At 73.7% G+C, this 22088-nt stretch carries 18 protein-coding genes and 2 pseudogenes; 9 read left to right on the top strand and 11 right to left on the bottom strand.

The window, feature by feature from the left end; genetic code table 11:
* The first annotated feature begins 40 nt into the window (after positions 1 to 40).
* Positions 41 to 1006, top strand: a complete 966-nt coding sequence (locus tag E1212_RS00225) for a helix-turn-helix domain-containing protein (protein WP_203416086.1) — start codon at positions 41 to 43, stop codon at positions 1004 to 1006.
* Between the two features lie 124 nt (positions 1007 to 1130).
* On the top strand, positions 1131 to 2138 hold the full coding sequence (locus E1212_RS00220) for an NAD(P)/FAD-dependent oxidoreductase (RefSeq protein ID WP_131977348.1): 1008 nt from the start codon (positions 1131 to 1133) through the stop codon (positions 2136 to 2138).
* Here E1212_RS00220 and E1212_RS00215 read toward each other — a convergent pair.
* Positions 2135 to 2770, bottom strand: coding sequence for an alpha-ketoglutarate-dependent dioxygenase AlkB (locus tag E1212_RS00215; RefSeq protein WP_131977345.1), 636 nt, complete (start codon positions 2768 to 2770; stop codon positions 2135 to 2137). The genes E1212_RS00220 and E1212_RS00215 overlap by 4 nt on opposite strands.
* A 97-nt stretch (positions 2771 to 2867) precedes the next feature.
* On the opposite strand from E1212_RS00215, the gene E1212_RS00210 reads away from it, so the two are divergent.
* Positions 2868 to 3800, top strand: coding sequence for an IS1595 family transposase (locus E1212_RS00210; protein ID WP_238992209.1), 933 nt, complete (start codon positions 2868 to 2870; stop codon positions 3798 to 3800).
* Positions 3801 to 3912: 112 nt separating this feature from the next.
* Here the strand turns inward: E1212_RS00210 and E1212_RS00205 are convergent, their stop codons facing one another.
* Entirely contained in the window at positions 3913 to 4371 is a 459-nt protein-coding gene (locus E1212_RS00205) for a hypothetical protein (protein WP_131977339.1), read from the bottom strand.
* A 267-nt stretch (positions 4372 to 4638) separates the two neighbouring features.
* Here E1212_RS00205 and E1212_RS00200 point away from each other — a divergent pair, with 267 nt between their 5' ends.
* The 4 genes from E1212_RS00200 (at position 4639) to E1212_RS00185 (ending at position 8413) form a co-directional block, all read left to right on the top strand.
* Entirely contained in the window at positions 4639 to 5190 is a 552-nt protein-coding gene (locus E1212_RS00200; protein WP_131977336.1) for a dihydrofolate reductase family protein, read from the top strand.
* Between the two features lie 14 nt (positions 5191 to 5204).
* The gene (locus E1212_RS00195; RefSeq protein WP_131977333.1) at positions 5205 to 5807 is read left to right on the top strand and encodes a dihydrofolate reductase family protein; all 603 of its coding nucleotides are present in this window, start codon (positions 5205 to 5207) and stop codon (positions 5805 to 5807) included.
* A gap of 161 nt (positions 5808 to 5968) precedes the next feature.
* Positions 5969 to 6745, top strand: coding sequence for a cyclase family protein (locus E1212_RS00190; RefSeq protein WP_131977330.1), 777 nt, complete (start codon positions 5969 to 5971; stop codon positions 6743 to 6745).
* Between the two features lie 6 nt (positions 6746 to 6751).
* Positions 6752 to 8413, top strand: a complete 1662-nt coding sequence (locus tag E1212_RS00185; protein ID WP_131977327.1) for a thiamine pyrophosphate-binding protein — start codon at positions 6752 to 6754, stop codon at positions 8411 to 8413.
* A 77-nt stretch (positions 8414 to 8490) separates the two neighbouring features.
* Here the strand turns inward: E1212_RS00185 and E1212_RS00180 are convergent, their stop codons facing one another.
* Positions 8491 to 9417 carry a LysR family transcriptional regulator ArgP gene (locus E1212_RS00180; RefSeq protein WP_238992200.1) on the bottom strand — a complete coding sequence of 309 codons (927 nt, stop codon included), beginning with the start codon at positions 9415 to 9417 and terminating at the stop codon, positions 8491 to 8493.
* A gap of 70 nt (positions 9418 to 9487) precedes the next feature.
* Between E1212_RS00180 and E1212_RS00175 the strand changes: the two genes are divergently transcribed.
* Positions 9488 to 10087: a LysE/ArgO family amino acid transporter gene (locus E1212_RS00175; protein ID WP_131977324.1), complete on the top strand. Its 600-nt coding sequence runs from the start codon at positions 9488 to 9490 to the stop codon at positions 10085 to 10087.
* 66 nt (positions 10088 to 10153) lie between these two features.
* Here E1212_RS00175 and E1212_RS30970 read toward each other — a convergent pair.
* The 4 genes and pseudogenes from E1212_RS30970 to E1212_RS00160 form a co-directional block, all read right to left on the bottom strand.
* Positions 10154 to 11116: pseudogene (locus E1212_RS30970) on the bottom strand (glycerophosphodiester phosphodiesterase family protein); the annotation flags it as partial.
* Positions 11117 to 11143: 27 nt separating this feature from the next.
* Positions 11144 to 12190 (bottom strand): annotated as a pseudogene (locus E1212_RS30965) (glycerophosphodiester phosphodiesterase family protein); the annotation flags it as partial.
* An 85-nt stretch (positions 12191 to 12275) separates the two neighbouring features.
* On the bottom strand, positions 12276 to 12953 hold the full coding sequence (locus E1212_RS00165) for a response regulator transcription factor (RefSeq protein WP_131977318.1): 678 nt from the start codon (positions 12951 to 12953) through the stop codon (positions 12276 to 12278).
* Positions 12950 to 14149: a sensor histidine kinase gene (locus tag E1212_RS00160; protein WP_131977315.1), complete on the bottom strand. Its 1200-nt coding sequence runs from the start codon at positions 14147 to 14149 to the stop codon at positions 12950 to 12952. The genes E1212_RS00165 and E1212_RS00160 overlap by 4 nt, the downstream gene beginning before the upstream one ends.
* Before the next feature lie 141 nt (positions 14150 to 14290).
* On the opposite strand from E1212_RS00160, the gene E1212_RS00155 reads away from it, so the two are divergent.
* Positions 14291 to 16540: an MMPL family transporter gene (locus E1212_RS00155; protein ID WP_131977312.1), complete on the top strand. Its 2250-nt coding sequence runs from the start codon at positions 14291 to 14293 to the stop codon at positions 16538 to 16540.
* A 92-nt stretch (positions 16541 to 16632) separates the two neighbouring features.
* Here the strand turns inward: E1212_RS00155 and ftsY are convergent, their stop codons facing one another.
* From ftsY to E1212_RS00135, 4 genes are all read right to left on the bottom strand, one after another.
* A complete protein-coding gene (gene ftsY / locus E1212_RS00150) occupies positions 16633 to 17823 on the bottom strand; it encodes a signal recognition particle-docking protein FtsY (protein WP_131977309.1) in 1191 nt (396 codons plus the stop codon).
* A gap of 56 nt (positions 17824 to 17879) precedes the next feature.
* Positions 17880 to 18149 carry a hypothetical protein gene (locus E1212_RS00145; RefSeq protein ID WP_131977306.1) on the bottom strand — a complete coding sequence of 90 codons (270 nt, stop codon included), beginning with the start codon at positions 18147 to 18149 and terminating at the stop codon, positions 17880 to 17882.
* A 118-nt stretch (positions 18150 to 18267) separates the two neighbouring features.
* Positions 18268 to 21819, bottom strand: coding sequence for a chromosome segregation protein SMC (gene smc / locus E1212_RS00140; RefSeq protein WP_131977303.1), 3552 nt, complete (start codon positions 21817 to 21819; stop codon positions 18268 to 18270).
* A 46-nt stretch (positions 21820 to 21865) separates the two neighbouring features.
* Positions 21866 to 22069 (bottom strand): hypothetical protein, encoded by a 204-nt coding sequence (locus tag E1212_RS00135; RefSeq protein WP_131977300.1) that lies wholly within the window; start codon positions 22067 to 22069, stop codon positions 21866 to 21868.
* Positions 22070 to 22088 lie beyond the last annotated feature (19 nt).

Below are 22088 nucleotides of genomic sequence, written 5' to 3'. Positions count from 1 at the left end.
CCGGTTGCGGCCGGTGGCACAATTCGGCCACATTGGTCCCATGAGCACAGAAGACGACTTCTCGCTCGCCTCCGTGGGCCTCGCCCCGTTCGACGAGGAGGTCTACCGCGCGCTCCTGACCTGCGCCGACGCGACCCCGGCGACGTTGGCCGAGCAGCTCGGGCAGCCCGAGGGCCGGGTCGACCGCGCGTTCGGGCGGCTGCGGGCACTCGGCCTGGTGACCCGGATGTCCGGACGGCGCCGCCGCTACACCGCCGTCGACCCCGAGGCCGCCCTCGACGCGCTCGTGCGCGAACGGGCCGGCGAGCTGGACCAGGTGCGCAGCTCCGCCCTCGCGCTGTCGTCGATCTTCCACGCCGTGCGCCGCCAGGAGGGCGGCGGCAGCACGATCGAGCTGCTCAACGGGCCCGAGGAGCAGGGCCGCTGGTTCGTGCGGCTGCAGCACCAGGTGCGCTCGGAGATGATGGTGCTCGACCGGCCGCCGTACGTCCTGGCCGCCGTCAACCCCGTCGAACCCGTCCGGCTCGACAGCGGGGTGCGCTGGCGGGCGATCTACGCCCCCGAGGCGCTGGAGATCCCCGGCGCGATGGACGAGGTCAATGACCTCACCAGCCGCGGCGAGCAGGCCCGCGTACTGGCCGGGCTGCCGATGAAGCTGGCGATCGCCGACCGCCGGGTGGCGCTGCTCACGCTGTCGATGGACGTCGGCCACGCGCAGGGACTGATCGTCCGCGAGTCGACGCTCCTCGACGCACTGGTGGAGTTGTTCGAGCTCTACTGGGCGCGTGCGACGCCGCTCGGCCCCGCCGCCGTGGCGGACGTACCCGACGACGACCGGCAGCTCGTGCAGCTGCTGGCGGCCGGGCTGACCGACAACGCGATCGCCCGCCAGCTCGGCCTGTCGACGCGCACGATGCGGCGCCGGACCCGCCGGCTGTTCGACGACCTCGAGGCGACCAACCGGTTCCAAGCCGGCGTCCAGGCGGCTCGGCGGGGCTGGCTCTGACGAGCCGCGGCCGGGGACGAAATCCCGTGGCCGCCGGGCCGGCACCGCGATACGGTGCCGCTGATGGGCCTGCGACGCATGACCGACCTGCCCGGCTGCGCGCCGGCGGGGAGTTGAGCCGGTGGTGAGCAGCGACCTGGTGGTCGTCGGCGCCGGCATCGTCGGAGCCTCGGTGGCCTATCACGCGGCCCGGGCCGGCGCCGCCGTCACGCTCGTCGACGCCGGGCGACCGGGCGCCGGCGTGACGGCGGGCTCGTTCGCCTGGATCGGATCGTCCGGCGTGCGCACCGGTCCGGCCGCCCCGCTGCGGGCGGCCGCGACGGACGAGTACCGCCGGCTCCAGGCCGAGCTGCCGGGACTCCCGGTGACCTGGTCCGGCTCTCTGTCCTGGGGCACGACCGACGGCCCGCCGGAGACGGGGCCCGGGCAGGAGATCGTGGACGCCGTCACCGTGGCGAGACTCGAGCCCGCCGTGCGGCAGCCTCCGGAGTGGGCCGTCTGGGCACCCGGCGACGGCGCCGTCGACCCGGTGGGCGTGACCGAGCGGCTGGTCGCGGGCGCCGAGGCCCACGGCGCCCGGGTCCGTCCGGACACCCCGGTCACCGCGGTCCGCCGCGACGCCGCGGGCGGGGTCGCCGGGGTCGAGACGGCCGCGGGACCGATCTCCGGTGCGACGGTGGTGCTGGCGGCGGGGGTGGCCACGGCCGCGCTGGCCGCGCCGCTCGGCGTCAGCGTCCCGGTCGGCCCGTCGCCGGCGACGCTCTTCCGGTTCCGCGCTCCTGCCGGTCTGGTCCGCACCGTGGTCAACACCCGGGACTTCGATCTGCGGCAGGTCTCGGCCGACCGGCTGATCGCCGCCGCGGACTCGCCCGAGCGGACCCTTGCCGCCATCCGGTCGACCTTCCGCGGCGCCGCGGACGTCGAGCTGCTCAGCAGCCGGGTCGGCGCACGCCCCATGCCGGCCGACGGCGATCCGATCATCGGCCCGGTCGCCGAGGTGCCCGGCCTGTACGTGGCGGTGCTGCACCCCGGGGTCACGCTCGGCCCGGCCGTGGGCCGCCTGGTCGCGCGGGAGCTGGTCGACGGCGCGGTCGAGCCGATGCTGGCGGGCTGCCGCCTCGACCGCTTCTAGCGCACTCCCCTGGGGCGGAACTGGACGCTGATGCGCGGCCCGACCGGCTTGGCGGTCTTCGGGACCGCGTGCTCCCACGTGCGCTGACACGACCCGCCCATGACCAGCAGGTCGCCGTGGCCGACGGCGAAGCGCAGGGTCGCGCTGCCGCCGCCGCGCTGGCGCAGCAGCAGCGACCGCGGCGCCCCGAGCGACACGATGGCGACCATGGTGTCCTCGGTACTGCTGCGCCCGATGGTGTCGCCGTGCCAGGCGACGCTGTCGCGGCCGTCGCGGTAGAAGCACATGCCGGCGGTGGTGAACGGCTCGCCCAGCTCGGCGCCGTAGTGCCGGCTCAGCGCGTCGCGCGCCTCGGTCAGCAGCGGGTCGGGCAGCGGCTCGCCGTCGCCGTAGAAGCGGACCAGCCGCGGCACGTCGACCACGCGGTCGTACATGGTGCGCCGCTCCGCCCGCCACGGGACCGACTCGACGAGGCCGGTGAAGAGCTGGTCGGACCCGTCGACCCAGCCGCGCCGGACGTCGACCCAGGCGCCGAGGGTGAGGACGGTGCGCTCGACGGTGTGGCCGAGCGGACCCAGCGAGGCGCCGCCGCTGACGCCGTCGAGCAGAGAGGCTTGGAACGCTACGCTCATTCGTCCACACTAGCCGTATTCGAACGAATGTTCTGCATATCTGCTTAAATCAAGTACGATGGTGGGCGTGAGCGGTGATCATGAATGCCGCCATCCGGTGGCGGGCGCGGACTACCCGGGGACGTATCAGGAGCTGCTGGCCTGGTTCCCGGACAACCGTGCGTGCCTGGAGTACCTAGAGCGGCTGCGCTGGCCGGACGGGTTCGTCTGCCCGCGTTGCGGCGCGGGCGCGTGCTGGCGCACCGGCAAGGGGCTGCTCATGTGCGCGGCCTGTGGGCGGCAGACGTCGGTCACCGCGGGCACGATCTTCCACCGGACCCGCACGCCGCTGGCGACGTGGTTCGCCGCGATCTGGTTCGTGACCTCCCAGAAGAACGGCGTGTCCGCGCTGGGTCTGCAGCGGGTGCTGGGGTTCGGCTCGTACGAGACCGCCTGGGCCTGGTTGCACAAGCTGCGCCGAGCCATGGTGCGACCCGACCGGGACCGGCTGTCCGGGACGGTCGAGGTCGACGAGGTGATGGTCGGCGGCGTCGACGTCGGCACCGCCGGCGCGGGCGGGGACAAGGTCCCCGTCATGGTTGCCGTCGAGCGCAGCGAGGGCCAGCGGCTGGGTCGCATGCGCGCCCAGATCGCCGCCGCGCCCGGTACCTTGCAGCTGGTCACCTTCGCCGCTGGTGTCGTCGAGCCCGGTTCGACCATCCACACCGACGGCGCCCGAGGGCTGCGCCGGCTGGCCGACATGGGCTACACCCACCACGACACCACCGGCTACGACGCCGCGGACAAGTCCGCGGTGCTGCCCGGCGTGCACCTGATTGCGTCCCTGCTCAAGCGCTGGATCGCCGGCACCCTGCATCATCGCGTCAGCACCGAGCAGCTGCCCTACTACCTCCACGAATACATCTTCCGGTTCAACCGCCGCACCGCCCACAAGCGCGGCCTGCTGTTCTACCGGCTCCTCCAGCAAGCCGTCGCCACCGACCCCCACCCACTGCATGACCTGCAACGACTCGGCGACGCCGGATGGTGACTTTGACACAAGCAGATCCGCGGAACCTTGTCGATCGCGGGAATCTGCAGGGTGCCGCCATGGCCTCCACAAGCCGACGGGAGGGCGACCGATGAGCGGCCGGGCAAGAAGATCAGCCGCCGCGCCTACCCCCAGTGCCGAGGTCGCCCAGATAGCCGTTGGAGTCGCGGGCATGCGGGGGAACCAGGCTCTTCGGTCGGTTGAACAGGGCGATCGTCGCGAGAAGTCCCCAGCTGACCGCTGTGGCGAGCATGACCAGACTCGTGATCGCCCAGAGGACGTCTGACACTGGCCCGGAAACCGACGCCGTCACGCCAATGACCAGCAGCATCACGCCGAGACTGAGGATGGGGATGCCCGCGTACGGGTGAATCGATTCCAAGACCAGCGCGCCACGATCAGCCGGCACGATGCGGGACGAACCAGCGCCGGACCACGCGGAGCGCCAGCGGCTCAGCAGCCACAGCCCGCCCGCGATGAGCACCACCGTCGCGGCGATGACTGGAGGACCAAAGGAGAGATCCTCATCCGTCGTGGACGCACTCGCACGGACCAGTTCGCCTATGTACACTCGCCGCCCCTCATGCCAACCAGTTAGTCCCCGCCAATATCCCGGAGCTTACGCCTGGCGCCCACGGCACCTCGGATCACAGCAAGGAGCAGGCCCGAGTCCATGATCAACGCCCGCGCCACTGTCGCACTTGACCTAAGCAGATATGCAGAACGAATGTTCTAGCTGCCGGTCGGCAGCGGCATGAAGCAGAGATGAAGCAGCCTCATGATGCGGTGGGAACGGAACGGCTTGCCAGCCGCTCGTGTCGTCGAGGAGAGATGGGTCATGCGAGACGTCATTCTGTACATGTCGATGTCACTGGACGGGTTCGTCGACAGCGACCGGGAGCACCCCGGGACGATCCCCGAGGGCGCCGAGCTCAAGCAGTGGAAGCTCGACCGCATCAGCACGGCCGGCGCCCACCTCATGGGCCGCGTCACGTACCAGCAGATGGCGTCGTTCTGGCAGCACTCGGACGACCCGTACGCGGCTCCGATGAACGACATCCCCAAGGTCGTGTTCTCCAGGACGCTCAGCGACGCCGAGGCGACCTGGCCGGTCACTCAGGTCGCTCGGGGTGACCTCGCGGCCGAGGTCGCCGCGGTCAAGGCCGCGCCCGGCCCGGACGTGGTCGCGTGGGGCGGCGGACGGTTCGCCGGCGCTCTGGCCGCGGCGGACCTGATCGACGAGTACCGTCTCCTCGTCCAGCCATTGGTGCTGGGCCAGGGGCGGGCGCTGTTCGACCAGCTGCCGGAATCGCGGCACCTGGACCTCGTCGAGGCCGTGTCGTTCCCCAGCGGCATCGTGGCGCACGCCTACCGGCCGCAGCGCGCCTGAGGAGGAGAGACACCGTGGGCAAGGTGGTGGCGCAGGCGATCATGTCGCTCGACGGGTACGTCGCCAAGCAGGACAACTCCATCGGCCGGTTGTTCGACTGGCTGCAGAACGGCGAGGTCGAGCTTCCAACTCCCGCCGGCGACTTCGCCGTCCGCCTGTCCCCGCAGAGCTCGGAGCACTGGCGGCGGTGGGTGTCCTCGGTCGGCGCGCTGGTCTGCGGCCGGACGCTGTTCGAGGTGACCGAGGGCTGGCATGGTCGCCACACCCTGGACGTCCCGGTCGTCGTCGTGACGCACCGGGTCCCCACCGACTGGGTCGACGCACACCCGGAGGCACCGTTCACCTTCGTGACCGACGGAGTGGCGGCCGCGGTCGCCCATGCCCGGGCGCTCGCCGGCGACCGCGTCGTCGCGGTCACCGGTGGCACCATCGCCCGGCAGAGCCTGGAGCTGGGGCTGCTCGACGACGTGGCCGTCGACCTCGTCCCGGTCGTGATGGGCGAGGGCAACCGCCCCTTCTTCGGCAAGCTCTCGGCCGACGACGTGCTGCTCGGCAACCCATCGGTCTGCGTTCAGGGCGACCGCGTCACCCATCTCGTGTTCCCGGTGGTGCACTAGCTCGGGGGAGTCCCGTATGCCCCCACCGTCCGCGACCCGCGGGCATCTCGCTCGGCCTGTGGACGTCACGTCCAGCGTCCACGGCTCGATCATCCCTGGACGGCGTGCGCCCGGTCCGGCCAGGATGAGCGCGACCCGTGGACCGCCGCAGAGGAGCCGACATGACCGTTCTCGCCGACCTGCTCGACGCCGTCGCCGGCGGCCGCATCGAGGTGCTCGACCTCACCGCGCCGCTGAGCTCGCAGACGCCGATCCTGAAGCTCCCCGAGCCGTTCGGCCAGACGGTCCCGTTCCAGCTGCAGGAGATCAGCCGCTACGACGACCGCGGCCCGGCCTGGTACTGGAACAACATCACCACCGGTGAGCACACCGGCACCCACTTCGACGCGCCCGTGCACTGGGTCACCGGGCAGGACGGCGGCGACGTCGCGCAGGTGCCGCTCCCCCGCCTGGTCGCGCCTGCCGCCGTCGTCGACGTGACGCAGCAGGCGGCGGCCGACCCGGACTTCCTGCTCGAGATCGACCACGTCAAGGCGTGGGAGTCCGAGCACGGCCCGCTGCCCGACGGCGGCTGGCTGCTGCTCCGCACGGGGTGGGACGCGCGGTCGGACGACCAGGAGGCGTTCCTCAACGCGAACGAGACCGGCCCGCACACCCCCGGCGTCAGCGTCGAGTGCGCGCGCTGGCTCGCCGACGAGGCGCCGGTCCTGGGCATCGGCGTCGAGACCGTCGGCACCGACGCGGGCGCGGCGCACTCGTTCGACCCGGCGTTCCCGTGTCACTCGTTCCTGCTCGGCGCCGGGAAGTACGGGCTGACGCAACTGCAGAACCTGGCGTCTCTGCCGCCTGTGGGCGCGGTGGTCATCGCGGCGCCGCTGCCGATCGTGGGCGGGTCGGGCAGCCCGGCGCGGGTGCTGGCGCTGGTCGAGCGGGGCTGATCCCTGGTGCTGGTCGGCGAGGCGGTGGGCCGGGCGCTGGCGGAGCTCGGCGTGCGGCAGGCGTTCGGCGTGGTCGGCAGCGGCAACTTCCACGTCACGAACGCGCTGGTCAGCGGTGGCGCGCGGTTCGTCGCGGCTCGGCACGAGGGCGGCGCGGCGACCATGGCCGACGCGTACGCGCGAATGAGCGGCGAGGTCGCGGTGCTCACCGTCCACCAGGGCTGCGGGCTCACCAACGCGCTGACCGGCATCACCGAGGCGGCCAAGAGCCGCACGCCCTTGCTGGTGCTGGCCGCCGAGGCGACGGTGCCCGGCTCGAACTTCTTCGTCGACCAGCCGGGGTTGGCCGCCGCGGTGGGCGCGTCGTCGGTGCGGGTGTCGTCGCCGTCGACGGCGGTGCCGGAGGTGGCGCGGGCGTTCTCCCTGGCCCGGGACGAGCGGCGCACCGTCGTCGTCAACCTGCCGCTCGACGTGCAGGGACTCCCGATCGACGACGGCGTCAGCCCGCGGCCGGTCGGTGGTCCGGTCGCGCCGCCGCCGTCGCCGTCGTCGTCGCCATCGCCGCCGTCGTCGCCGGAGGTCGGTGAGCTGGCGTCCCTGCTGGCCGGGGCGGAGCGGCCGGTGCTGATCGCCGGCCGGGGTGCCCGGCACGCCCGCGCCGAGCTGCTCGCGCTGGCCGACGCGTGCGGTGCGCTGCTCGCCACGTCCGCCGTCGCCCGCGGCCTGTTCCACGGCAGCCCCTGGTCGCTGGACGTGTCCGGCGGGTTCGCGTCGCCGCTGGCCGCGTCGCTGATCTCGTCGGCCGATGTGATCGTCGGGTTCGGCTGCGCGCTGAACATGTGGACCATGCGGCACGGGCGGCTGATCGGCCCCGGCGCCCGGGTGGCGCAGGTCGACCTCGACCCGGACGCGCTCGGCCGCAACCGCCCCGTCGACGTCGGCGTGACCGGCGACAGCGCCGCGGTGGCCGCCCTGGTGACCGCGGCGCTCGCCGAGCCGACGCCGTCGGGCCCCGGGTATCGCAGCGAGGCCGTCCGCGAGCGGATCGCGCGCGACCTGCGCTGGCGCGACGTGCCCTACGACGACTGGGGCGGTTCCGGTCACGTGGACCCGCGGACCCTGACCATCGCCCTGGACGACCTGCTCCCCGCCGAGCGCATGGTCGCCGTCGACTCCGGCAACTTCATGGGCTACCCGAGCATGTTCCTCTCCGTGCCCGACGAGTTCGGCTTCTGCTTCACGCAGGCGTTCCAGTCGATCGGCCTCGGGCTGGCGACGGCGATCGGCGCGGCCCTGGCCCGCCCGGACCGGCTCCCCGTCGCGGCGCTGGGCGACGGTGGCGCGCTGATGGCGGCCGCCGAGCTCGACACCGTCCGGCGCCTGGGCCTGCCGATGGTCGTCGTCGTCTACAACGACGACGCCTACGGCGCCGAGGTGCACCACTTCGGCGCCGATGCCGACCTGTCTTCAGTGGTCTTCCCGGAGACCGACATCGCCGCTGTGGGTGCGGGCTACGGCTTCGACGCGGTGACGGTGCGGTCTGTGGCGGACCTGGCCGGCGTGCGGTCCTGGGTCGACGGCGACCGCGCCCGGCCGCTGCTGATCGACGCCAAGGTCGCCGCGCCGCGGGGCTCCTGGTGGCTGGAAGAGGCCTTCCGCGGTCACTGACCGGCGAGCGCCCGCAGCGCGACGATCGTGCTGCGCAGCCGGGCCGAACGCGTCGGGCGGCGGCGGGGTGTGGACGCTCATGAAGCCGCGCCCGCGGGCGCTCGCAGCTGACCGGCCGCGCCCGCGGCGGCGACGACGGCGTCGGTCAGCTCGGTGAGCAGCGGCGACTCCAGCTTCCAGCGCTGCCAGTACAGCGGCACGTCGAGGTGCCGGCCGGGCGCGATCTCGACCAGCCGGCCGTCGGCGAGGGGATCGCGCGCCATCGACTCCGGCAGCATGGCCCAGGCCAGCCCGAGCACCGTCGCGTCGGCGAAGCCCACCGACGACGGCAGGACGGTGACGGGCGGGTCGACGCGGCGGCCGGCGAGCTCGCGGGCGAACCGCGACTGCAGGGCGTCCTTCCGGTTGAACACCAGCGTCGTGGCGGCAGCGAGCGCCGTCGCCGTCGGGCCGTCGGGGAACCAGCGGCGGGCGAACGCCGGAGCGGCGACCCCGAGGTAGCGCATGCGCCCGAGCGGGCGGACGGTGCAGCCCTGGACCGCCCGCTGGTCGGCCGTCACCGCGGCCACGACGGCGCCCTCGCGCAGCAGCGTCGCCGAGTGGTCCTGGTCCTCCTGGTGGATCTCGAACCGGGCCGCCCGGTCCGCGGCCAGCCCGGCGAGAGCCGGCAGGAACCACGTCGCCAGCGAGTCGGCGTTGACGGCGACCGCCAGCCGCACGTCGGCGGCGTCGGCACCGCCTTCGGCGCCCGCCAGCGCCGTCAGCGCCTCGGTCTCGAGCAGCCGCACCTGGCCCGCGTACCGCGCCAGCACCTGCCCCGCCGGTGTCGCGCCCGTGGGCCGCGTGCGCGTGACCAGGATCTGGCCCAGGCGCGCCTCGAGCGCCTTGATCCGCTGGCTCACTGCCGACGGCGTCACGTGCAGCCGGCGGGCGGCGGCCTCGAAGCTGCCCTCGTCGACGACGGCGGCGAACGCGCTCAGCTGGGCCAGATCGATCCGCATCATGAAGCCATGCTAATGAAGGCTTAGAAACTTGAGCTGGTCTTCATCAGGCGACGGCCCTACCGTCGGGGACGTGTCCAGTGCCGTCATCGGGTTCGTCACCTCCCTGTCGCTGATCGTCGCCATCGGCGCGCAGAACGCGTTCGTCCTGCGCCAAGGCATCGCCCGGCGGCACGTGCTACCGGTGGTGCTGGTGTGCGCGACGGCGGACGCGCTGCTCATCGGCGCCGGGATCGCGGGGCTCGGGGCGGCGCTGACGGCGCACCCGTGGGCGCTCGACGCGGCGCGGTACGGCGGGGCGGCCTTCGTGATCGGCTACGGCGTCCTGGCCGCCCGGCGGGCGCTGCGGCCGTCGTCGCTGTCGTCGGCCGGCCGCTCGGCGACGACGGCGCGGGCCGCGGTGCTCGCGTGTCTGGGGTTCACGTTCCTCAACCCGCACGTCTACCTCGACACCGTCGTCCTGCTCGGCGCCCTGGCCAACCAGCACGGCGCCGACGGCCGCTGGCTCTACGGCCTCGGCGCGATGACCGCGTCGATCGCCTGGTTCACCGCGCTCGGCTTCGGCGCCCGCGGCCTCAGCGGGGTGTTCGAGCGGCCGCGCGCGTGGCAGGTGCTCGACGGCCTGATCGCCCTGGTCATGGTCGCGATCGGCGCCGGCCTCCTGCTCGGCTGAGCTGGATGGGGGCGGTGTGCCGGCGCTGTGGCACCAGCGAACCGCCACCCATCCGGCGTCGAAGCGTCAGCGGAGGCCGTTGAGCTTCGCCACCTCGATCAGCAGGGTCGGATCGTCGGTGATGATGCCGTCGACGCGCAGGTCGATGAGGCGCTGCATGATCGACGCGTCGTTGACGGTGTACGGGACCACCTTCACGCCGAGCCGGTGCAGCTCCCCGATCTCCGGGCTGTGGAAGTAGGACGGGTCCTCGCGCAGGTACCAGTCCGACGACACGACGGTGCCCTGCGACGGGTCGTGGACCTGCCAGTTCGCCGACACCGTCGAGGCGCCCGCCCGCCGGGTCATGAGGCCGAGGTTCTCCGAGCGCCACCAGTCGATGCCGTCGGTCCAGGGGCTCTTCACCGACGGGTCGCCGTAGGCCGCCTGCAGGGAGCACTCGTCGGCCAGCGAGGCGCACTCGGCCGGGCCGTACTGCCAGACCAGGGCGACGGTCTCGATGTCGCGGTCGAGTTCGCGGGCGTAGCGGATGGTGCGCCAGTCGAAGGACTGGATGGTGGCGCGTCCGGTGAAGCCCGCATCGTTGATCGCGTCGACCAGCTTGCGGGTGAACTCCCGGTACGGCGCCGTGTCGTTCACCAGCGGGCTGATCTTCGTCTCGATGTTGAGCCGCACGTCGTCGCGGCCGCTCTGCTCGACCAGGTCGAACACCTCGTCCAGGGTGGGGATCCGCGCGCCCGGCGCCGGCACCTGCTCCGGCAGCTCCGGCAGCGTCTTGGTGCCGCAGTCGATGGTCTTGAGCTGCGCGAGCGTGAGGTCGCGGACCAGGTCGCCGACGTACGGGTACTCGGGGTCGCCGGGCGTCGCGGGCGCGGTGTCGATGCAGTGCGAGCCGTTGACGGCGCGGTCGTGCGTGACCACCAGGACGCCGTCGGCCGTGACGCCGGTGTCGAGCTCGAGCGTCGAGATGTCCTCGTTCTCCAGCGCCAGCGAGAACGCCGGCAGCGTGTTCTCGGGCCGGTCCCAGCGCCCGCCGCGGTGCGCCTGGACGTCCAGCGGCGACGCGACCGGCTCCGGCAGCGCGAAGCCCCGCTCGGCCATGATGGCGCGCAGTCGGTCAGGATAGTCGGTGATGATGCCGTCGACGCCGTCGTCGATGAGCTTCTCGATCGTGGCCGGGTCGTTGATCGTCCACGGGACGACGTCGATGCCGTTGCGGTGCGCGTGGCGCACCATGTCGCGCGTGACGTAGGGCCGGTAGTCCGGGTCGTTCACCGAGCCGCCCTGCGGGAAGCCGTGCACCGGCGAGAACGCGTCGGCGCCGAACGACGTGATCGCCGCGATCGGGTCGTCGCCGAAGTCGTCGATGTCGATGCCGCCCAGCCACGGCGAGGCGCCCGGCCGGTCGACCTGCAGGAAGTCGTAGTTGGTCAGCGCGACCAGCGGCAGCCGCGGCGCCACCTCGCCCATGCGCATCAGCGCGCCCCAGTCGAACGACTGGATGGTGACCTGCTTCTCCATCCTCGCGTCGCGGATCTCGCGGGCGACGACCTGGACGAACTGCTCGCGCGGCGCGGTCTCGTGCGGCGCGCCGGCCTCGACCTTGGTCTCGATGTTGAGCGTGATGTCGTCGGCGTCGTACCGCTTCACCAGGTCGAAGACCTCGCTGAGCAGCGGCATGCCCGCGCCCGGCACGACCTCCTGCTCCGGGTAGCCGGCCAGCCGGCGGGCGCCGCAGTCGAGCGTGCGCACCTGGGCGAGTGTGAGGTCCTTGATGTACCTGCCCTGGGCGTACGGGAACTGCGGGTCGCCCGGGGTGACGGGCGCGGTGTCGGCGCACTTGGCCGGGTTGATGCGTCGGTCGTGGGTCACGACGGCGTACCCGTCCTTGGTGATCTGGATGTCCAGCTCCAGAGTCGACACGCCCAGCTGCAGGGCGTTGCCGAACGAGGCGAGCGTGCTCTCGGGCCGCAGCCCCAGCCCGCCGCGGTGCGCCTGCAGGTCGAACTCGGGCGCCGGCTTCGCCGCTTCGGCGGGCGCGGCGAGCAGGCCCGCGCTCAGCGCCACGGCGGCGACGGCGGCGATCGGCCGCCAGATGGTCATGGTTGTCGACATGGCGCGATCGTGTCCACGCCGGTTGAACACCGCGGGGTGGTCAGGTGACCGGGAGCCGACCGGCAGGACGACATCAGGTCGCCGAGCGGGCGCTCACCAGGCCGGTCTGGTAGGCGATGACGACGAGCTGGGCCCGGTCGCGCGCGCCGAGCTTGATCATCGCCCGGCTGACGTGCGTCTTCGCCGTCGCCGGGCTGAGTGACAGCGAGGCGCCGATCTCGGCGTTCGACAGCCCGGTGCCGACGAGCGCGAGTACCTCGCGCTCGCGCTGGGTGAGCACGCCGAGGCGGTCCTCGGCCACCTGGTGCGCCATCCGCGAGGCGGTGAACTGGGCGATCAGCCGCCGGGTGATCTTGGGTGCGAGCAGCGCCTCGCCGGCGGCGACCACGCGGATGGCGTGCAGCAGCTCCTGCGGCCCAGCGTCCTTGAGCAGGAACCCGCCGGCGCCGGCCTCGAGCGCGTCGAACACGTACTCCTCGGTGTCGTACGTGGTGAGGATCAGCACCTTGACCTGCTCGAGGCCCGGGATCGCGGCGATGCGGCGGGTCGCCTCGATGCCGTCGAGCACGGGCATGCGGATGTCCATGAGCACGACGTCGGGGCGCGACTCGCGGCAGCGCTCGATGGCCTCGGCGCCAGTGGCCGCCTCGCCGACGACCTCGATGTCGTCCTCGACGTCGAGCAGCACCCGGAACCCGGTGCGCACCAGCACCTGGTCGTCGGCCAGCACCACCCGGACCGCGCCGGTCAACGGACGGCCACCTCGGCGCGCTCGAGCGGCAGCCGCGCACTCACCCGGAAGCCGTCGCCGTCGGGGCCCGCCTCGACCGCGCCGCCCACCAGCTCGCACCGTTCGCGCATGCCGGCCAGGCCGCGGCCCGGCTCGACCGGCGGCCCCTGCTGCGCGGCGGTGAGGTCTCCCCCGTCGTCGGCGACGGTGACCCGCAGCTCGTCGGTGCCGAGGTCGAGCGTGACCGCGACCCGGGCCGGCCCCGCGTGCCGGATGACGTTGGTGACGGCCTCCTGCACGATCCGGTAGGCGGCGCGGTCGGTGGCCTCGGGCAGCACCCCGGCGGGCACCGAGCCGGACACCGTCACGTCGAGACCCGCCCGCCGCGCCACCGCCAGCAGCTCGTCGAGGGCGGCCAGGCTGGGACCGGGGCCGTCGTCGTCGCCGCGCAGCACGCCCAGGATGGCCCGCATCTCGCGCAGCGCCCGCGCGCTGGTCTGCTCGATGGTCAGCAGCGTCTCGCGGGCCCGCTCGGGCCGCTTGTCCAGCACGTGCGCCGTGACGCCGGCCTGCACGTTGATGATCGCGATGGCGTGCGCGACGGTGTCGTGCACCTCACGAGCGATGCGCAGCCGTTCGGCGTCGACCCGGCGGCGGGCCACCTCGTCGCGGGTGCGCTCGGCCTCCTCGGCACGGCGCAGCGCGTCGGCGGCGATGACCCGGCGCGAGCGCACCGACTCGCCCAGAGCCGCCGCCATGATGGTCGCGCCGATGCGGAACGCCAGCCAGCCGAGCTCGCCGGGTTGGAGGTCGGCCGTGAGCACCCAGCCGACGAACAGCACGAACAGGCCGTTCGCGGCGAAGACGAGCGAGCGGCGGCCGTCGCCGTGCGCAGTGAGCGTGTACGTCGCCACGAACAGCGACAGCCAGCCGGGGCCGTCGGGATACCCGGACCAGAAGTAGCCGACGCTGATGGCGGCCGTGATGAGGAAGACCGGGACCGGCCAGCGCCGCCGCACCAGCAGCACCAGGCCGCCGAGCGCCAGGAGGGCGTTGCCCGCGATGCCGAGCGCGGTGGCCGCCGGCTGGTCGAGCTCGGCCTGCACGACGACGGCCGCGTGCGTGCCCTGCACCTGCAGCAGCGTGACGAAGCCGGCGATCAGCACGTCCTGCGTCCGCGCCGACAGCGTCGGGAGGCGCCGCACCAACCGCTCCATGGGATCGATCGTAGCGATGCGGCACTGGTGGGAACGTCCGCCCGCGGGACCATCGGCCTACTCCCGGGGGCGTAGCCGGACGCGCGCGAACGCTCCGGATGGGCGACGACGGCGCGCGGGTCGCGCTTCGAGGATCACGGTATGACCCCGACTGAGACTGTGAGGCCCGGGCCGCTCGGCCGGCTCGCGGGCGCCTCGTTCCGTCACCGCGGCCGGGTCCTGGCCGGCTGGGCCGCCGCCCTGGCCGTCGCCGCCGGGCTGGCGGCCGCGTTCGGCGGCGACTACGAGGTCGACTACTCGACGCCCGGCAGCGACTCGCAGCAGGCGCAGCAGCTGCTCACCGAGCGGTTCCCGGCGCAGGCCGGCGAGCCGGTCGACGTGGTGGTGCGCTCGTCCGACGTTCCCGTGACCGATGCGGCGGTGCGCGCCGAGGTCGGCGCGCTGCTCGACACGCTGCGTTCGCTGCCGCACGTCACCGCCGTCGACGACCCGTACACGGCGCCCGGGGCGCTGGCGCCGGACGGCCGGACGCTGGTCGCGCGCCTGGGCCTCGACGTCGACGCGCCCGAGGACATGCCGGTCGCCGACACCGAACGGCTGCTCGACGCGGCGTCGGCGGCCTCGCGACCCGGCCTGGACGTCGCGCTGGGCGGCGACACGATCCGGACCGCCGAGGCCGGCGAGTTCGGCGGCGAGATGGTCGGCCTCGTCGCGGCCGCCGTCATCCTGCTGGTGACGTTCGGGACGGTGGTCGCGGCCGGCCTGCCCATCGGCGTCGCCGTCGCCGGGCTGGCGGTGAGCACGACCCTGACCGGGCTCGTCGCCGCCGTCATGGACGTGCCGAACTGGGCACCGATCCTGGCGTCTCTGCTGGGGATCGCGCTGGGCATCGACTACGTCCTGCTCATGGTGACGCGGTTCCGCGAGTGGCGGGCGGCCGGGCTGTCGCCGTCGGACGCGACGGTGGCGACGCTGGACACCGCCGGGCGCGCCGTCATGGTGGCCGGCAGCACCGTGATGATCAGCATGTTCGGGCTGTTCGCGACCGGGCTGACGTTCATGCAGGGCACGGCGGTCGTGACGATGGTGGCGGTGCTGGTCGTGCTGGCCGCGTCGGCGACGTTGTTCCCGGCACTGCTCGGCTTCTTCGGGCACCGGATCGAGCGGTGGCGGCTGCCGGTCCTGCGGCGCGGCCGCGGGCCCGGCGCCGTGACCGTGACGGACGGCGGGCACGTGGAGCCGTCGCGTGCGTGGCTGCGGTGGAGCAGGCTGATCGAGCGGCGCCGGGTCGTCGCCGTCGTGCTCGGGACCGGGCTGATGCTGGCGCTGGCGGCGCCGTTCCTGGGGACGCGGTTCGGCTTCCCCGACGCCGGCAACGACCCCGAGGACCACTCCGCGCGGCAGGCCTACGACCTGCTCGCCGACGGGTTCGGGGCCGGCGCGAACGGGCCGCTGCTGCTGGTGACGTCGGTTCCTCCGGGGGTCGACGGCGGCAGCGCGCTTCCCGCCGTCGCCGACGCCGTCGCCGCGACCCCGGGCGTGGCCGCCGTCCTGCCACCCGTCCTCGACCCGTCGGGCGACACCGCACTGCTCACCGTCGTGCCGTCGGCCGGCCCGCAGGATGCGGCGACCGAGTCGCTCGTCCATGCTCTGCGCGACGACGTGCTGCCGGGTGCGGCCGGGACGGGGCTGGACGTGCACGTCGGTGGCGTGACGGCCGCGGCCATCGACGTCAACGAGACCATGGCCGACGGGCTGCCGCTGCTCATCGGCGGCGTCGTGGTGGTGTCGATGCTGTTGCTGCTGGTCTCCTTCCGCAGCGTCGTCGTCATGCTGACCGCCGCGGTGATGAACCTGCTCTCCGTCGTCGCCGCGTACGGCGTGGTCGCGCTGGTGCTCGAGGGCGGCTGGGCCGGGCGGCTGGTCGGCATCGACACCGAGACGCCGATGCCCGCGTACGTGCCGGTGGTGATGTTCACGGTGCTCTTCGGGCTGTCAATGGACTACGAGGTGTTCCTGATCAGCCGGATGCGCGAGTCGTGGCTGCGGACCCGCGACAACGCCCGCTCGATCGTCGACGGCCTGGCGGGGACGGGCCGCGTCATCACCGCGGCGGCCGCGATCATGGTCACGGTGTTCGCGGCATTGGTCCCGAGCCCGGACGTGGTGCTGAAGTCGCTGGGGCTGGGCATGGCGGCGGCGATCCTCATCGACGCGACGGTGGTGCGGATGCTCCTGGTGCCCGCGACGATGCACGTGCTCGGACGGGCGAACTGGTGGGCGCCGCGCTGGCTGGACCGCCGGCTCCCCCAGCTCTACGTCGAGGGCCGGCCGGACCTCTTCCTTCCGGCACCGGGGCTGCGCACCGCGGCCGAACCCGTCGCCCGCTGAGCGCCCGCGGCCGATGGTTGAGGGATCGGTGCCGCCCTGGCGACACCGATCCCTCAACCATGCACCTGCTCGGCGCCCAGGTGCGCGGACGCTCAGCCGAGGATGCCGTCGACGAAGGCCTCGGGGTCGAAGGGGGCGAGGTCGTCGGGGCCCTCGCCGAGGCCGACCAGCTTGACCGGGACGCCGAGCTCACGCTGGACGGCGACGACGATGCCGCCCTTCGCGGTGCCGTCGAGCTTGGTGAGGACGATGCCGGTGACGTCGACGACCTCGCCGAAGACGCGGGCCTGGACCAGGCCGTTCTGGCCGGTGGTGGCGTCGAGGACGAGCAGGACCTCGTCGACCGGGCCGTGCTTCTCGATGACGCGCTTGACCTTGCCGAGCTCGTCCATGAGGCCGACCTTGGTCTGCAGCCGGCCGGCGGTGTCGACGAGGACGGTGTCGGCCTCCTGCTCGATGCCGGCCTTGACGGCGTCGAAGGCGACGCTGGCGGGGTCGCCGCCCTCGGGTCCGCGGACCGTGACGACGCCGACGCGGTCGCCCCAGGTGGTGAGCTGGTCGGCGGCCGCGGCGCGGAAGGTGTCGGCGGCGCCGAGGACGACGTCGCGGTCCTCGGCGACCAGCACGCGGGCGAGCTTGCCCACCGTCGTCGTCTTGCCGGTGCCGTTGACGCCGACCACCAGCACGACGGCGGGGCGGCCGTCCTCGACGTGGCGCTCGGTGCGCAGCTCGCGGTCGAGCGACGGGTCGACCAACGCGAGCAGTTCCTCGCGGAGCATGGTGCGCGCGTCCTCGGGGCTCTGGATGCCCTCGACGCGGGCGCGGGTGCGCAGCCGCTCGACCAGCTCCTGGGCCGGCGCGACGCCGAGGTCGGCCGTGAGCAGCGTGTCCTCGATCTCTTCCCAGGTCTCGTCGTCGAGGCGCTCACGCGACAGCAGGCTCAGCAGCCCCTTGCCGAGGCTGGTCTGCGAGCGGGCCAGCCGCGAGCGCAGCCGCACCAGCCGGCCGGCCGCGGGCTCGGGCCGCTCGACGGCCGGCGCCGCCGGCTCCTCGACGGGGGCCTCGACGACGGGTTCGGGCAGCGTGACGTCGCTGATGGGCGCCCGGTGCTCCTCGACCGGCGCGGTGGCGTCGTCACCGACTCCGGGCTGGTAGTCGACCCCCGGCCGCGGCGGCGCCTCGACCTGGCCCCGTCGCCGGCGAGGGATCAGGAAGGCCGCCAGGGCGACGGCCGCGACGACCACGATGGCTACGACGATGACGATGTACTCCACGGCCGCCATCCTCGCATGCTCTCAGCGGCCCGCCGGACCCACACCGGGGGCCGGCGGCGCCGCCGTCACCCCAGGCGGGGGGTCGCCGGCCGGGGGGCGGCCGGCGACTGCTCCGGGCGGGTCAGCCGCTGGGCCAGTCCGCGACGCGCCATGCGCAGGCCGTGGAAGGCCGCCTCGCGCCAGTCGTCCGAGCGGGTCACCGCAAGAAATCGCCAGCGGCGCAGCCTGCGCTGCATCGCCGCGGACCCCGCCACGTGGTGATAGGCCCCGACGGCGGCCAGCACGACCGTCGCCACCGTCACGATCACCAGCATGGCCACGACCACTGCCGTCATGTGACACCCCCGTTGGTCACAGCAGTAACATCATTCACTCTCGCACCACCGACGGTAGCGCAAGGGTGAACCCCCGTACTGGTATTACGCGCGGCGTGTCCGAACGGTTGCCGCGGGCTCAGACCGGCTCGGACTCGCGGATTCGCTGCGAGATGACGGCCGTGACGCCGTCGCCGCGCATCGAGACGCCGTAGAGGGCGTCGGCGATCTCCATGGTCCGCTTCTGGTGGGTGATGACGATGAGCTGGCTGCGTTCGCGCAGCTCCTCGTAGATGCCCAGCAGCCGGCCGAGGTTGGTGTCGTCGAGCGCGGCCTCGACCTCGTCGAGGATGTAGAACGGGCTCGGCCGGGCCCTGAACAGCGCGACCAGGAACGCCACCGCGACCAGCGACCGCTCGCCGCCGGACAGCAGCGACAGCCGCTTGACCTTCTTGCCGGGCGGACGCGCCTCGACCTCGATGCCGGTGGCGAGCAGGTCGTCGGGCTCGGTGAGGATCAGCTTGCCCTCGCCGCCCGGGAAGAGCCGGGAGAAGACGTCGGCGAACTCGCGGGCGGTGTCCTCGAACGCCGACGCGAACACCTGCTGCACGCGGTCGTCGACCTCTTTGACGATGTCGAGGAGGTCGCGGCGGGTGTTCTTGAGGTCCTCGAGCTGCTCGGTGAGGAACGCGTGCCGCTCCTCGAGCGCCGCGAACTCCTCCAGCGCCAGCGGGTTGACCCTGCCCAGCGCCGACAGCCCGCGCTCGGCGGCCTTGAGCCGCTTGAGCTGCTGCTCGCGCACGTAAGGGATCGGCTCGCGCGGCTCGCCGTCGTCGCCGGGCGGGACAGGGACCGGCAGGTGCGGGCCGTACTCGTCGACCAGCGTGACCGGGTCGACGCCCAGTTCCTCCAGGGCCTTGGCCTCGAGCGCCTCGACCCGCATGCGGTGCTCGGCGCGGGCCAGCTCGTCGCGGTGGACGGTGGAGGTGATCTCGTCGAGCTGAGCCGACACCTCGCGCACGCGCACCCGCTCGGCCGACAGCGCCTGCTCACGCTCCGTCCGCACCCGGGCGACCTCGTCGCGCTCTTCGGCCGCCAGCTCGAGGGACCGCTCGAGCCGGCGGAGCACGACGGCGGCACCGCGGGCGACGGCGTCGGCGACGCGTGCTTCGCGGGCACGGCGGCGGGCCTCGGCGACGGCGGCCTCGCGGGCGGCGCGCTCCTGCCGGGCGGCGCGCTCGAGGCTCTCGGCGCGGCCGGTGAGGGCACGGGCCCGCTCCTCGCCGGTGCGCAGCGACAGCCGCGCCTCGGTCTCGGCCTGCCGCAGGGCGCGGACGCGCTCGGCCAGCCGGTCGCGCTCCTCGGTGGACGGCTCGGCCTCGTCGTCGCCGGACTCCTCGGCGGCGGCGAGCCGCTCCTCCATCTCCTCCAGCGCGCCGAGGTCGCGATCGCGCGTCTCTTCCGCGCGGGCGACGGCCTCGGCCAGCCGCTCGGCCTCCTCGGTGGCGGCGCGGGCGGTGCCGCTGAGCCGGCCGAGCTGTTCGGCGACGGCGGACAGCTCGGCGTCGGACTCGCGCAGCTTCGTCAGGGCGTGCGACTCGGCGGCGGCCGCCTCGGCCCGGGCCCGCTCGGCGGCGGCCAGCTTGCGGGCGAGGTCCTCGGCCTTGCCGGTGGCGATGGCCAGCCGGTCGGCGGCCTCGTCGACGGCGGCCTGGACCTCGAGCAGGCTGGGCGCACGGCTGGACCCGCCGTAGGCGCGGTCGCGGCCGAGCAGGTCGCCCTCGCGCGTGACGGCGATCAGCTCGGGCAGCTCGGCGACCAGCGCGCGGGCGGTGGCGAGGTCGTCGACGGCGGCGACGCCGCGCAGCAGGTTGGTCAGCGCGGGCCGCAGCTCGGCCGGTGCGGTGACGAGGTCGACCACGTAGCGCAGCCCGCCCGGCAGCGGCTGCCAGGCTCCGGGGTCGTCGTACGGGGCACCGCCCACCAGCAGGCCGGCCCGGCCGAGGTCCTCGTCGCGCAGCAGCCGCAGCGCGGTGACGGCGTCGTCGACGGATCCGACGGCGACGGCGTCGGACGCGGCCCCCAGCGCGGTCGCGACGGCCGCCTCCCAGCCGGGCTCGACGGTGAGCAGCGCGGCGACCGAGCCCAGCACGCCGGACAGCCGGTCCGACGCCGCCAGCAGCGCCTCGGACCCGTCGCGCCGGGCCAGGCCCATCTGCAGCGCCTCGTGCCGGGCCACCAGCGCGGCCCGCTCGCCCTCGGCGGAGCGTTCCTGCTCGCGCAGCTTCGTCAGGACGTCGTCGGCGGCGGCCAGCGCGGCCGCGGCCCGCTCGTGCTCGCTGTCGAGGCCGTCCTCGCCGACGGAGAGCCCGGCGATGGTGGTCTCGATGACGGTGTGCTCGTGCTCGGCCGCTGTGGCGCGGCGCCGTGCCTCCTCGCGGGCGGCGGTGAGCCGGGCCAGCTCGGCCTCGGCCGCGGCGGCGCGGCGGCGGGCGCCGTCGAGCTGACCGGACAGGCGGGCCATGCCCTCTCGGCGGTCGGCGCTGGCGCGGACGGCGGCGGCGAGACGGCGCTCCTCGGCCTCGGCGGCCTCCTCGGCGGTGCGACGCGCCTCGAGGGCGTCGTCGAGCGACTCGCGGGCGGCGGCGATCTGCTCCGCGAGCTCGGCCTCCTGCTCGCGGACGGCGGCCGCTTCCCGCTCGAGCTCGTCGGGGTCGCGGCCGGTGCGCGGCACCTCACCGGCGGCGGACAGGTGCCGCGCCCGCTCGGACGCCAGCGACGCCGTGCCGCGGACCCGCTCGCGCAGGCCGGACAGCCGGTACCAGGCGTCGGAGGCCTGGGCCAGCCGCGGGGCCACCTGGGCGACCTCGGCGTCGAGCCGGGCCTCGGCGGCGCGCGCCTGCTCGAGCGCGCGGACCAGCTCGGCCTGCCGCGTCTTCAGCGCGGTCTCGTCGGCGACCTCCTGCTCGAGGCTCGCGCGGGCCTGCACCAGCTCGTCGGCGAGGACGCGCAGCCGGGAGTCGCGCAGGTCGGCCTGGATGGTGGCGGCCTTGCGGGCCAGCTCGGCCTGCCGGCCCAGCGGCCCGAGCTGGCGGCGCAGCTCGGCGGTGAGGTCCTGCACGCGGGTGAGGTTGGCCTGCATCGCCTCGAGCTTGCGCAGCGCCTTCTCTTTGCGCTTGCGGTGCTTGAGGACGCCGGCCGCCTCTTCGACGAAGCCGCGGCGGTCCTCGGGCGTGGCGGAGAGGACGGCGTCGAGCTGCCCCTGGCCGACGATGACGTGCATCTCGCGGCCGATGCCGGAGTCGGACAGCAGTTCCTGGACGTCGAGGAGGCGGCAGCCCTGCCCGTTGATGGCGTACTCGGAGCCGCCGTTGCGGAACATCGTCCGCGAGATGGTGACCTCGGAGTACTCGATGGGCAGAGCGCCGTCGGTGTTGTCGATGGTGAGGACGACCTCGGCGCGGCCGAGCGCTGGGCGCCCGGCCGTGCCGGCGAAGATGACGTCCTCCATCTTGCCGCCGCGCAGGCTCTTGGCGCCCTGCTCGCCCATGACCCAGGCCAGGGCGTCGACGACGTTCGACTTACCCGAGCCGTTGGGACCGACCACACACGTGATGCCCGGTTCCAGGCGCAGCGTCGTCGACGACGCGAAGGACTTGAATCCCCGTAACGTCAAGCTCTTCAGGTGCAATAGACCGACTCCCCTGGACTCGGGGGTCAGCCTACAACCGCGACCCTCAGGTCAAGGCCGGTTGCGGCACCTGTGTGTCGTCGAGCACCAAGCGGCTGTGATCGACGGCCGCCTCGGCGAGGTGGTCGTTCTCCGCCTGGAGCCGGAGCACCTGCGCCTCGAGATCGGTCACCCGCCTGCGCAAGCGCTGAACCTCGGTTGCGATCCTGGGATCAGTACCCCCGACATAACCCAACAGCGCCTTCGCCATTGTCGAAGCCCTCCACAAA

Source organism: Jiangella ureilytica, from assembly GCF_004348545.1.
GTDB classification, from domain to species: domain Bacteria; phylum Actinomycetota; class Actinomycetes; order Jiangellales; family Jiangellaceae; genus Jiangella; species Jiangella ureilytica.
The sequence above is the reverse complement of the archived record's forward strand: the minus strand, read 5'-3'. Positions and strand labels throughout refer to the sequence as shown.